At 68.4% G+C, this 11873-nt stretch carries 15 protein-coding genes; 9 read left to right on the top strand and 6 right to left on the bottom strand.

Features of this window, described 5'->3' with window-relative positions:
• The first annotated feature begins 44 nt into the window (after nt 1-44).
• The 8 genes from BRX43_RS04570 (at nt 45) to BRX43_RS04535 (ending at nt 6111) form a co-directional block, all read left to right on the top strand.
• Nucleotides 45-1139 carry an ABC transporter permease gene (locus tag BRX43_RS04570; RefSeq protein WP_125993659.1) on the top strand — a complete coding sequence of 365 codons (1095 nt, stop codon included), beginning with the start codon at nt 45-47 and terminating at the stop codon, nt 1137-1139.
• Complete coding sequence (locus tag BRX43_RS04565) at nt 1139-2053, top strand: ABC transporter ATP-binding protein (RefSeq protein WP_125993658.1); 915 nt, start codon at nt 1139-1141, stop codon at nt 2051-2053. Before BRX43_RS04570 ends, BRX43_RS04565 begins: the two co-directional genes overlap by 1 nt.
• The gene (locus BRX43_RS04560) at nt 2053-3015 is read left to right on the top strand and encodes an MlaD family protein (RefSeq protein WP_125993657.1); all 963 of its coding nucleotides are present in this window, start codon (nt 2053-2055) and stop codon (nt 3013-3015) included. The genes BRX43_RS04565 and BRX43_RS04560 overlap by 1 nt, the downstream gene beginning before the upstream one ends.
• Nucleotides 3016-3023: 8 nt before the next feature.
• Nucleotides 3024-3611 carry an ABC-type transport auxiliary lipoprotein family protein gene (locus tag BRX43_RS04555; RefSeq protein ID WP_125993656.1) on the top strand — a complete coding sequence of 196 codons (588 nt, stop codon included), beginning with the start codon at nt 3024-3026 and terminating at the stop codon, nt 3609-3611.
• Between the two features lie 312 nt (nt 3612-3923).
• A complete protein-coding gene (locus BRX43_RS04550) occupies nt 3924-4406 on the top strand; it encodes a DUF4142 domain-containing protein (protein WP_125993655.1) in 483 nt (160 codons plus the stop codon).
• Between the two features lie 126 nt (nt 4407-4532).
• Complete coding sequence (locus tag BRX43_RS04545) at nt 4533-5531, top strand: ligase-associated DNA damage response exonuclease (RefSeq protein ID WP_125993701.1); 999 nt, start codon at nt 4533-4535, stop codon at nt 5529-5531.
• 56 nt (nt 5532-5587) lie between these two features.
• On the top strand, nt 5588-5857 hold the full coding sequence (locus tag BRX43_RS04540; RefSeq protein WP_125993654.1) for a hypothetical protein: 270 nt from the start codon (nt 5588-5590) through the stop codon (nt 5855-5857).
• Nucleotides 5858-5871: 14 nt separating this feature from the next.
• Nucleotides 5872-6111: a hypothetical protein gene (locus BRX43_RS04535; RefSeq protein ID WP_125993653.1), complete on the top strand. Its 240-nt coding sequence runs from the start codon at nt 5872-5874 to the stop codon at nt 6109-6111.
• A 202-nt stretch (nt 6112-6313) separates the two neighbouring features.
• Here BRX43_RS04535 and BRX43_RS20190 read toward each other — a convergent pair whose 3' ends face one another.
• The 6 genes from BRX43_RS20190 to BRX43_RS04510 all read right to left on the bottom strand — a co-directional run bounded on the left by BRX43_RS20190 (nt 6314) and on the right by BRX43_RS04510 (nt 10779).
• Nucleotides 6314-6457, bottom strand: coding sequence for a hypothetical protein (locus BRX43_RS20190; protein ID WP_164523523.1), 144 nt, complete (start codon nt 6455-6457; stop codon nt 6314-6316).
• A 71-nt stretch (nt 6458-6528) separates the two neighbouring features.
• Nucleotides 6529-8013, bottom strand: coding sequence for an RNA polymerase factor sigma-54 (gene rpoN, locus BRX43_RS04530; RefSeq protein WP_125993652.1), 1485 nt, complete (start codon nt 8011-8013; stop codon nt 6529-6531).
• A 39-nt stretch (nt 8014-8052) separates the two neighbouring features.
• Nucleotides 8053-8835 (bottom strand): LPS export ABC transporter ATP-binding protein, encoded by a 783-nt coding sequence (lptB, locus tag BRX43_RS04525; protein WP_206433102.1) that lies wholly within the window; start codon nt 8833-8835, stop codon nt 8053-8055.
• 85 nt (nt 8836-8920) lie between these two features.
• Nucleotides 8921-9499, bottom strand: coding sequence for an LptA/OstA family protein (locus BRX43_RS04520; protein WP_125993651.1), 579 nt, complete (start codon nt 9497-9499; stop codon nt 8921-8923).
• Nucleotides 9500-9504: 5 nt separating this feature from the next.
• On the bottom strand, nt 9505-10149 hold the full coding sequence (lptC, locus tag BRX43_RS04515; protein ID WP_125993650.1) for an LPS export ABC transporter periplasmic protein LptC: 645 nt from the start codon (nt 10147-10149) through the stop codon (nt 9505-9507).
• Between the two features lie 9 nt (nt 10150-10158).
• Nucleotides 10159-10779: a ribonuclease D gene (locus tag BRX43_RS04510; RefSeq protein ID WP_125993649.1), complete on the bottom strand. Its 621-nt coding sequence runs from the start codon at nt 10777-10779 to the stop codon at nt 10159-10161.
• A 259-nt stretch (nt 10780-11038) separates the two neighbouring features.
• On the opposite strand from BRX43_RS04510, the gene BRX43_RS21140 reads away from it, so the two are divergent.
• The gene (locus BRX43_RS21140; RefSeq protein WP_125993699.1) at nt 11039-11764 is read left to right on the top strand and encodes a cold-shock protein; all 726 of its coding nucleotides are present in this window, start codon (nt 11039-11041) and stop codon (nt 11762-11764) included.
• Nucleotides 11765-11873 lie beyond the last annotated feature (109 nt).

The raw sequence follows: 11873 nt of genomic DNA, 5'->3' as shown, positions 1-11873 counted from the left end.
GGACGGCTTGCCGCGACGCGTCATTTCGATCAAGGGTGCGTTCGATGAACGATGCCGCGCAGTTCCAGGACGATAACGGCACGGTCCGGTTCACCGGCGACCTGTCGCTCGCCCGCATTGCCGGCCTGACCGAGCGACTCGAACAGGTCGATCGGGTCACCACGGTGGACCTGAGCGGCGTCGAGCGGATCGACACGGTCGGTGCCTGGATCGTCCACCGCTTCGCCGCCAAGCACGACGCGCGGGTCGAGGGGCTGAGCGAGGACGGCCGGCATCTGTTCGACCAGGTGGTGGCGGCCGACAAGCCGCTGGTGCCGCGTCCATCGCAGGGCAGCGGCGTCCAGCGCGTGCTGGGCGAGGTCGGCGACGCGGTGGTCCAGTCGGGACGCACGCTGCTCGGGCTGCTCGGTTTCCTCGGCTCGACCACGCTCGCCTTCGCCAGCGTGATCCGCCACCCGCGCCGCTTCCGCTTCAACGCGGTGGTGCATGAATTCGAGACGGTCGGCGTCGCCGCGCTGGCGATCGTCGGGCTGATGAGCTTCCTGATCGGCATCGTCATCGCGCAACAGGGCGCGGTGCAGCTTCGCCAGTTCGGCGCGGAAGTGTTCACGATCAACCTGGTAGGCCGGCTGACCTTGCGCGAACTGGGCGTGCTGATGACCGCGATCATGGTCGCGGGCCGTTCCGGCTCCGCCTTCGCCGCGCAGATCGGCACGATGAAGCTGACCGAGGAGATCGACGCCATGCGCACGATCGGCGTATCGCCGATGGAGGCGTTGGTGGTGCCGCGCACGCTGGCGGCGATCGTGCTGATGCCGCTGCTCGGCTTCTATTCGTCGCTGATCGCGATGATCGGCGGCGGTCTGCTGGCGGCGGTGTCGCTGGGGATCCCGCCCATCACCTTCATCGCCCGCATTCGCGAGGTCGTGCCGATCACCGACCTCTATGTCGGCCTGATCAAGGCGCCCGTGTTCGGCGCGATCATCGCGCTGGCGGGGTGTTTCCAGGGGATGCAGGTGGAGGCGGATGCCGAACAGGTTGGCCTGCGCACGACCTCGGCGGTGGTGCAGGGCATCTTCCTGGTGATCGTGCTCGACGCCTTCTTCGCGGTGTTCTTCACTTGGCTGGGCTGGGACTGATGCCGACGCGCAAGAACGATATCCTGGTCGACGTGAAGGGGCTGCGCAACAGCTTCGGCGAGTCGGTGATCCACGACAAGCTCGACCTCCAGGTCCGGCGCGGCGAGATCCTGGGCGTGGTCGGCGGCTCGGGCACCGGCAAGTCGGTGCTGATGCGCTCGATCATCGGCCTCCAGACCCCCGATGCGGGCGAGATCACCGTGTTCGGCGAGCCCACCATCGGCCGCGAGGAAACCGAGGCGGTGGCGATCCGCAAGCGCTGGGGCGTGCTGTTCCAGGGCGGGGCGTTGTTCTCCACGCTGACGGTTGCGGAAAACGTGCAGGTGCCGCTGCGGGAATTCTATCGCGAGCTGCCGCAATCGCTGCTCGACGAGATCGCCGCCTATAAGGTGGTGATGACCGGCCTGCCGCCCGAGGCGGGTCCGAAATACCCGGCCGAACTGTCGGGCGGCATGAAGAAGCGCGCCGGTCTGGCCCGCGCGCTGGCGCTCGACCCCGAATTGCTGTTCCTCGACGAACCGACGGCGGGGCTGGACCCGATCGGCGCGGCGGCGTTCGATTCGCTGATCCAGTCGCTCCAGCGCACCTTGGGGCTGACCGTGTTCCTCATCACCCACGATCTCGATACGCTGTATGCGATCTGCGACCGGGTGGCGGTGCTGGCCGACAAGCGGGTCATCGCGGTCGGGACGATCGACGAGCTGAAGGCGACCGACCATCCCTGGATCCACGAATATTTCGAGGGGCCACGCGGCCGCGCCGCCGCGACGGGCCAGGAGCGGCTCGACTTCGACGCGGAAATGGATCGCCATCCGACCGAGGTGACGGCCCGGACCACCCACCAGACGTCGCAAGGCGGCGACAGCGACAATGCGGCGCGGGACAGCGATCCCGCCGGAACAAGGACAGGCTGATGGAAACCCGTTCGAACCACGTCCTGGTCGGCGCCGTCGTGCTGATCCTGCTGGCGATGCTGGCGCTGTTCACCGTGTGGATCGCGCGGCTGGGCGGCACCGCCGAAAAGGAATATGACATCTTCTTCCGCCAGTCGGTCGATGGCCTGGCGCGCGGGTCGCAGGTCACCTATTCCGGCGTGCCGTCGGGCCAGGTGAAGTCGATCGCCCTGTGGAAGAACGATCCGCAATATGTCCGCGTGCGGATCAGCGTGAACGACGACACGCCGGTGCTGGACGGCACCACCGCGACCGTGATCGGCAGCTTCACCGGCACCAGCACCGTTTCGCTGGACGGCGCGCGCAAGGGTGCCCGGCCGATCACCTGTCCGGAGCCGCCCAATCCCAATGTCTGCCCCTATGGCGTACCGGTCATCCCGACCAAGCAAGGCGGCATCGGTGCGATCCTGAACAGCGCGCCGCAGCTGCTGGAGCGGCTGTCGACGCTGACCGAGCGGCTGACCGGCCTGCTGACCGACCGCAACCAGGCGTCGATCGCCGGCATTCTGGACAATACCAACCGTCTGACCGACGCGCTGGCCGATCGCGGGCCGGAGATCGCGGCGACGCTGGCGCAGACGCGGATCGCCATCCAGCAGGCGGGCGAGGCGTCGAAGCAGATCGGCGACCTGGCGCAGACCACCAACGGGGTGCTGGCCAATGACATCGCGCCGACCATCCAGAATCTGAACGGCGCGATCGCGTCCGCCCAGCAATCGGCGGAGACGCTGAACGCCGCGATCGACGATGCGCGGCCGGGCCTCCAGGCCTTTTCGAAGCAGACCATGCCGGAAGCGAACCGCCTGATCCGCGACCTGCGCACCACCGCCACCGCCCTGTCCGCCGTGGCGGAAAAGGTCGACCAGCAGGGGGCCAGCTCGCTGATCGGCGCGCAGAAGCTGCCGGACTATAAGGGCAAGTGAGGATCGCCATGAACAGAGCCGCTCTCCTGATCTGCGCCGCGACGCTGCCGCTGGCCGGCTGCGTCAGCTTCGGGGCCAAGCCGCCCAAGTCGCTGCTGGTCCTGACCAGCGATGCCGTGGTGCCGGTCGGCCAGGTGCGCGACTCGGCCACCGCCCGTGCCATCGTGGTCGACGTGCCGGGCAGCGCGGCGGCGCTGGCCACCGCCCGCGTGCCGGTGGAGGTGACGCCGACCACGCTCGCCTATGTGAAGGACGCGCAATGGTCGGAACCGCCGGCGCGGCTGTTCGCGCGGCTGGTGTCGGATACGCTGGCGGCGCGTACCGGCCGGGTCGTCATCACGCCCGTGCAGGCGGTGGGAGGGGCCAACGACCAACTGGGCGGTACGCTCCGCCGCTTCGGCCTGGACGCGACCGGGCGCCAGGCGGTGGTCGCCTATGACGCCACCCTCTCGCGCGCCGGGCAGAGCGGCACCGAGACTCGCCGGTTCGAGGCACAGGTGCCCGTGGCGGCGATCGATGCCGAATCGGCCGGCCCGGCGCTGAACCAGGCGGCGAACCAGGTGGCGACGCAGATCGCCGATTGGGTGGGCCGCTAAAGGGGCGGCGCGACCGGGCCAAGATACGACCCGGGGGTTCGACTCGAAACGCCTTATCCCTCCGGCCTCAGGCGAGGTGGAGGGAAGTGGACCGTCGACTCCTTGCGCAGGGCGCGCCGTCGCCGGGATGATGTCGTGATCTTTGGATTGCCTCTCTTCTGACAATTGGTGGAAGCGGATGGATCCGATCTGTCAAAAATCCGATTGATCGCAATCAAGTTGCTCCAATCTCTGGTCAAATCCTCCTCCTGTCGGGAACGCCGCGTGATTTGGCGCGCTTGGGCGAGCAGCTAGGCCAATAGGAGAGCCACCATGATCCGATCCATCACGCTTGCCGCCATCGTCGCGCTGACCCCCGCCGCCGTGTCGGCGCAGGCGGTGTCGCCGACCACCTTCGTCACCAAGGCGGGTGCGGGCGATCTCTATGAGAAGACGTCCAGCCAGCTGGTGCTGGCGACGAGCAAGAACGCCAAGTTGCGGCAGTTCGCGCAGATGATGGTCCGCGACCATACCAAGAGCACCGCCGATGTGAAGGCCGCCGCCGCCAAGGCCGGCATCACCGTGCCGGCGCCCAAGCTCGACGCGATGGGCGCACGCGACGTCGCGGCGCTCCGGGCGGCCAAGGGCACGGCACGCGATTCACTCTACGTGACCCAGCAGAAGGCGGCGCACCAGCGTGCGCTGACGCTGCACCAGGGCTATGCCGCCAATGGCACGTCCGCGCCGCTGAAGATGGTCGCCGGGCAGATCGCACCGGTGGTGCAGACGCATCTGACCGAACTCCAGGCGATGTAATGGCCGGCGGGCTGCGGAACCGATCCGCCCGCCCGCCCGTTCCCAAGCTCGGCTCCGTCCCGTTTCCCCCCTTTCCGGGGCGGAGCCGAAACCGGACATTCCTGCGATCCCGGACGTTGAGGCGTGATGGTCAAGCTCGGCGACTGGATCGAACCCCACCCCCATGGCATCCATGTGAAGCCGGCCGATGCGTGGATCGACCCGTCCGAACCCACGCCGCAGGCGCTGGTCACGCATGGCCATGCCGATCATGCGCGCGGCGGCCATGGTTGCGTCTGGGCGACGCCGGAGACGCTGGCGATCATGGCGGCGCGCTACGGCCCCCAGAATGGCGCGCCCGTTGCCTATGGCGAGACCATCAGGCTGGGCGAGGTCGAGATCGGCTTCGTACCGGCCGGCCATGTACTGGGGTCCGCGCAGATCGTGCTCGACTATCGCGGCGAGCGGATCGTGGTGTCGGGCGACTATAAGCGCCGCGCCGACCCGACCTGCACCCCCTTCGAGCCCGTGCCCTGCGACGTGTTCGTGACCGAGGCGACCTTCGCGCTGCCGGTCTTCCGCCATCCCGATACGGGCGACGAGATCGACAAGCTGCTGGCGCGGCTCCACGCCAATCCCGATCGATGCGTGCTGGTCGGCGCCTATGCGCTTGGCAAGGCGCAGCGGGTGATCGCGGAGCTGCGCGCGCGCGGACATGCGGCGCCGATCTATATCCATGGCGCGCTGGCGCGGCTCTGCGACCTCTATGCCGAACATGGCGTCCATCTGGGCGAGCTGATCCCGGTCGCGGGCGTCGCCAAGGCGGCGATGGCGGGCCATGTCGTGATGTGCCCGCCCGGGGCGCTCAACGACCGCTGGTCGCGGCGGCTGCCCGATCCGATCACCGCGATGGCCAGCGGCTGGATGCGGGTCCGCCAGCGCGCGCGCCAGAAGAATATCGAGCTGCCGCTGATCCTGTCAGACCATGCCGATTGGGACGAACTGACCCAGACGCTGACCGAGATCGCGCCCAAGGAGGTGTGGGTGACCCATGGCCGCGAGGACGCGCTGGTCCATTGGTGCATGACCCGCCAGATCCGCGCCCGCGCGCTGGCGCTGGTTGGCTTCGAGGATGAGGACGACTGACGCGGAACTGCGCTGCGGCTCCCGCGGTTCAATGGGCCTGTCCAAGGAGAATCAGGATGGCCGCAGCCCGGCTGAACATCGATACCGCCACGATCTTCGACAATGTCGATGAGCGCCGCGTCGAATTCGCCGCCGATATCGGCGAGGATCGCCACGCCTTCGCCATGCCCTATGACGGCCTGCGGGCGCTGACCGGCATCGATCCGATCACCGAGCCGGTCGCGACGCTAACCCGCGTCGCCGACCAAGTTGCCGAGGCGGGGGCGAAGGCGCTGGCGCGCGATCCCGATCAGGCGATGGTGGTGATCAGCGAGAACGACCTGTGACGATCGACTGGCGGATGAGCGCGGCGCTAGAGAATGTGCCGCGCGGCGGCCATGACGTGGCCGAGGTGACCAGCCTGGCCGGCGCGGTGCGCGCCTGGGGAGAGATGGATGCCGCGCACCGGGCGCAGGCCGTGTTGACGACCGATCATCCGGTCCAGATCGACGACAGCGATGCGGCGGTGCAATGCTTCTCGGGCGACGCGATCCAGGCGCTGGCGGACCGGCTGCGCCAGGATCGAGACGGAGCGGCGTAACGCGCCATCGGTGCGGTCAGGCCGCCGCCGCCGCATCCTCCACTGCGAATAGCCAGGCGCGGGCTGTATTGTTGCGCACGCCGCCTGGTTCTAGATCGCCGCCTCCGCAACGTCGCGGCCCAAATCGGCCATGGTATCCAAAGTCCAGAAGCCAGAAACCTCGGTCTCCAGAACCCGATGACATGATTCGGACTTGGGTTCGTCATTGCGAGCGCGGCGAAGCAATCCAGAGCCGCGCGCGTGACGCCCTGGATTGCTTCGCCGCGCTCGCAATGACGGCTTGCGTCAACCCGATGTCATCCTGCTCCAGGCAGCCGCGTTCCAGATCTACAGTCACGTTGAACACCGGCTTGTCCTTCCCTTGGCTCCACCCCGGCCTCTATCGGCACTTCGTCAAGGGAGTAAGGAAGCGGCCGTTCAGCCGCCCAATGCGCGGGCCCGGCGGCGCTGCACCGAGCTGCCGATGCCCATCGCCTCGCGATATTTGGCGACGGTGCGCCGCGCGATGTCGAAGCCCTTGGCCTGCAGGCGTTCGACCAGCGTGTCGTCGGACAGGATCGTATTGCCTTCGCCCGCGATCAGCGCCTTGAGCGCGCTCTTCACCGCCTCCGCCGATACCGCATCGCCGCCGTCCGCCGCCTGGATTGCCGAGGTGAAGAAATATTTCAGCTCGAACAGCCCGCGCGCGCAGGACAGATATTTGTTGCTGGTGACGCGGCTGACGGTCGATTCGTGCATCCCGATCGCCTCGGCGACGCGTGCCAGCGTCAGCGGCTTCAGATGCGCGACGCCGTGGCGGAAAAACCCCTCCTGCTGCTTCACGATCTCCTGCGCGACCTTCATGATCGTGCGCTGCCGCTGGTCCAGCGCCTTGACCAGCCAGTTGGCGCTGGCCAGGCAATCGGACAGCCAGGCCTTGGACGCCTTGTCCTGCCCCGTCCGCGACAGCTCGCTGTAATAGCGGCGGTTGACCAGCACGCGGGGCAGGGTGGCGCTGTTGATCTCGATGCCGAAGCCGCCGCGCACCGGCACCACGAATAGGTCGGGGGTGACCGCCGGCGCGGGCTCGCCGCCATAGCGACAGCCGGGCTTGGGGTCATAGGCGCGCAGTTCGCGCACCATATCGGCCATGTCCTCGTCATCGACGCCGCAGATCCGCTTCAGCCGCGCCAGCTCGCCCCGCGCCAGCAGGTCGAGATGCTCGATCAGCCGCGCCATGCAGGGGTCGTAGCGATCCGCCTCGCGCGCCTGGAGCGCCAGGCATTCCGCCAGGTCGCGCGCACCGACGCCGGTGGGATCGAAGGTCTGGACGATCGCCAGCACCCGCTCGACCCGGACCAGCGGCACCGCCAGCCGGTTGGCGAGGTCGAGCGGCGACACGGTCAGATAGCCCGCCTCGTCGATCTGGTCGATCAGATGCTGGGCGATGAAGGCCTCGGCGGCGGGCACCGCCAGCGTCGCCTGGGCCAGCAGATGGTCGGCCAGGCTGGGGGCGCCCTCCGCCAGCGAGTCGAGATCGGGGCCGTCCTCCGACCCGGCGCTTCCGCTCCCGCTGCCTGTGCCGCCCGACAGCGACAGGCCGCCATCCGCCGTGCCGCCGCCGTCCGCGGCCGAATCCTGGTGATGGCTCTCGGTCGCGTAATCCACGTCGAGCGGATCGGCGACGGCCGCCCCGGTCACCAGCGCGTCGGCGCCGGCCGGTTCCTCCGCCTCCGGCCGTTCGGGCCGCACCACTTCCTGGGTCGCGGTGGCGTCGAGCAGGGGGTTCTTCTCCACCTCCTCGGCGATGAACGTCTCGATCTCCAGGTTCGACAGCGCCAGCAGCTTGATCGCCTGCTGCAATTGCGGCGTCATCACCAGCGATTGCGACTGGCGAAGATCGAGACGCGGCGCCAAGCTCATCCGGCCTGGTCCAAGCGGGAGAGGCGGGCGGCCATGGCGCTAGAGCGAGAAGCCCTCGCCCAGGTACAGGCGGCGGACATTGGCGTCGGCGACCAGCTCGGCGGGCGAGCCGGAGAAGAGCACGCGCCCGTCATAGATGATATAGGCGCGGTCGACGATATCGAGCGTCTCGCGGACATTATGGTCGGTGATCAGCACGCCGATGTCGCGGCGCTTCAAGTCCTTCACCAGGTCGCGGATGTCGGCGATCGAGATCGGGTCGATGCCGGCGAACGGTTCGTCGAGCAGCATGATCGACGGGTCCGCCGCCAGCGCGCGCGCGATCTCCGCCCGGCGACGCTCGCCGCCCGACAGCGCCATGGCCGGCGAGGCGCGCAGCCGGGTCAGGCCGAATTCCTCCAGCAGCCGGTCGAGCTTGACCTGGCGCTGCGCGGCGTCCGGCTCGGACAGTTCCAGCACCGCCAGAATGTTCTTCTCGATCGAGAGGCCGCGGAAGATCGAGGTCTCCTGCGGCAGATACCCCAGGCCCAGGATCGCGCGGCGATACATGGGCAGGCCGGTGATATCCTCATTGTCGAGCAGGATGCGGCCCGAATCGGGCTTCACCAGGCCCATCACCGAATAGAAGCAGGTCGTCTTGCCCGCGCCGTTCGGCCCCAGCAGGCCGATCACCTCGCCGCGCCCGACCGACACCGACACATCGGTCAGCACCGTGCGCTTGTCGTAGGATTTGGCGATCGACACCACCTGCAGGCCGCGCGCGACCGGCGGCTCGGCGATCGGCGCGACCGTATCGGAAGGGGAGATGATGGTGGAATCCATCGCGCTAATGCCTCACGAACTTCGACAGGGGGCCGACAGGGCCTTCCGCTTGCACGCTTTTGCCGCGCACGGAAAGCCCCGGCGCCTAATTGCGCTTGGGCACCGAGAAGGTGCCGGTCACGCGACCGCCGCGCGGGCTGATGCCGCCGGCGTCGCCCGTACCCTGGCCGCCGCCGCTGCCGCCCGCGACCGACGATCCGTCGATCACCGCCCGGCCGGTGTCCAGGTTGATCGTCAGCCGGCCGCCATTCACCGTGTTGCCGCCGCCCTGGGTCAGCGACACCGCGCCGATCATGGTGATGACGCGGCGGTTGAGGTCGTAGATCGCATATTGGCTGCGCGCGACCTGATCCGGCCGGCGGACGGTGACGCCGCCCGACGCGTCGAGCCGCGACACCTGCGGATTGCCGCCGATCACCTGGCCCGTATAGGTGACGGTCATCCGCGTGGCGGTCAGCGTCATTTCCGCCTGCTTGACGACGACATGGCCCGACAGGACGGCGCGATTGGCCTTGTCCTGCAACTGGATCTGGTCCGCGCCGAAATCGATCGGCGCGTTGCTGTTATGGCGCTGCTGCGCGACCGCCGGCGTGAGCGGCACCACCGCGAGCATCGGGGCGGCGAGAATCGCGAAAGCGGGCATCAGCGGCGTAAGTTTGCGCATCGGCGCTATTTCGCCCCTCGCGGTACGATCCGCAAGCGGGCGTTGCCATTCAATGTCACCGTGCGGCTGTCCAGATCGGCGCTGAGGCGATCGGCGCTGAACCGGCCCTGCGGCACGGTGCCGGTCACCGACCCGGCGCTGCGCATCGTCCGCGTCGTCAGGTCGATGGTCGCGTCGCTGGTGTCCATCTTGTAGCCGCCCGCCCCGGTGAAGGCGATCGGCCCGTCGATCGCGACCTTCTGCGAGTCCATATTATAGTGGCCGCGCTGGCCGACGATCTCCGCCGGCCCCTCGGGCAGTTGCAGGCTGGCCTCCAGCGCGCGGAGCTGGACGATCGGCTCGCTGGAGCTGCGCTGGATCGCCGAGCCGGCGGTCAGCTCGAACGCCTGGCCCTTGTCGTCCTGGCCACGATATTGCGCGCGCTGGATCTTGAGGCGCTCGCGCGCGACCTCGACCTTGTTCTTGTCGAGCACGAACGACACGTCGCCGCTCGCGGTCAGCGGCGCCATCACCAGAAAGGCGGACAGCACGCCGATCGCGGTCGGCAGCACGACTCGCGCCACCGCCACCACCCGGTCGTGGCGCGATCCGGGCGCGGCCCAGCGCTGGCGCGCGCTGCGCTCCCCCGCGCGGCGGCTGGCCTCCGACATCAGGCGGCCTCACGCATGGGCGAAGATGTCCTGCTCGGGCCAGCCCGCCAGGTCGAGCGCGGCGCGGCTCGGCAGGAAATCGAAACAGGCCTGGGCGATGGCGGTGCGGCCCTCGCGCGCCAGCCGCCGTTCCAGCTCCTCGCGCAGCCGATGGAGATAGCGCACGTCGGACGCGGCATATTCCTTCTGCGCGTCGGACAGGTCGGGCCCGCCCCAGTCGGAGGATTGCTGCGCCTTGGACAGATCCTGGCCCAGCAGTTCGCGCACCAGCTCCTTCAGCCCGTGCCGGTCGGTATAGGTGCGGATCAGCCGCGAGGCGATCTTGGTGTCCCAGGCGGGGGCGGCGACCACGCCCAGATAATGCTGGATCGCGGCGATGTCGAAGCGACCATAATGATAAAGCTTGGTGATCGACCGATCGGCCAGCAGCGCCTTCAGGTTGGGCGCGGCATAGTCGCTGTCGGGCGCGAATCGGACGAGGTGCTCGTCCGCGCCGCCATCGGACAGCTGCACCACGCACAGCCGGTCGCGCGGCGTGATCAGGCCCATCGTCTCGGTGTCGACGGCAATGCTGGACGCCCCGGCGAACAGGCCGGCGGGGATGTCCTCTTCATGGAAATGCACGGTCATCCTCAGGGCCGTAGCCTCTGGCGCCCGCCCGCTCAAGCACGGACGGCGGTCGTGCGGCAGCGCGAAACGTCGCATCCACGCATCTTTTCGCCGCGTTCGGGGCGGTGTGGTGAAAATTTCATTCGCGGAGCTCGATCGAATCGGCTATGCCCAAGAGTAGGCGCAAACTATTTCGCGCCTTGAAGACCTCGGCACGTCGTCCGGCGCTCGGGTTCTTGAGGATGCAGTGACGGGCGAACCGGGAAGACGAACAGGGCTTATGGGTTTCGATAAAGGTGGCCGCGGCAATCGTGGCGGGCGTGGGCGCGACAAGCGCGATGGCTTCGGCGGCGATGACAATTTCGGCGGCGGCGGCTTTGGCGGTGGCGACTTCGGCGGTGGTTTCGGTGGCGGCGGCTTCGGCGGCGGTCGCGGCATGCCCCCCCAGGTCGTTGGCGAAGGCACCGGCGTGGTCAAGTTCTTCAACGCGCAGAAGGGCTTCGGCTTCGTGGTCCGCGATGACGGCGGCGAAGACGTGTTCGTTCACATCTCGGCGGTCGAGCAGGCCGGCCTGAGCGCCCTGGCCGAGGGTCAGCCGCTCGGCTTCACGCTGGTCGATCGCGGTGGCCGTATCTCGGCGACCGAGCTGAAGATCGATGGCGAGCCGATGGCCGTGACCGAGCGCGCTCCGCGTGAGCCGCGCGAGGGTGGCTTCGGCGACCGCGCGCCGCGTGCGGGCGGCAACGATCGTGGCGGCGGCTTCGGCGGCGCGCCGCAGCGTCAGCTGACCGGCGAGAAGGCGACGGGCACCGTCAAGTTCTTCAACGCCATGAAGGGCTTCGGCTTTATCCAGCGCGACGACGGCCAGCCGGACGCGTTCGTCCACATCTCGGCGGTCGAGCGTGCGGGCATGAGCTCGCTGAACGAGGGCGACCGCCTGCAGTTCGAGCTCGAGGTAGACCGTCGCGGCAAGTATGCCGCCGTCAACCTGCAGCAGGGCAGCTGATCCGCTCCACCCGACCAGGGTGGAGCATTGCGACGGCCTGTCCGGTTTCGACCGGGCGGGCCGTTGTGCGTTTGGGGCCATGTCGCCGCTGACAGGCTGGCTGTCGGGT

The sequence above is a fragment of the Sphingomonas sp. S-NIH.Pt15_0812 genome (assembly GCF_003951315.1).
GTDB lineage: Bacteria > Pseudomonadota > Alphaproteobacteria > Sphingomonadales > Sphingomonadaceae > Sphingomonas.
This window is presented reverse-complemented; position numbering and strand designations above follow the sequence as displayed.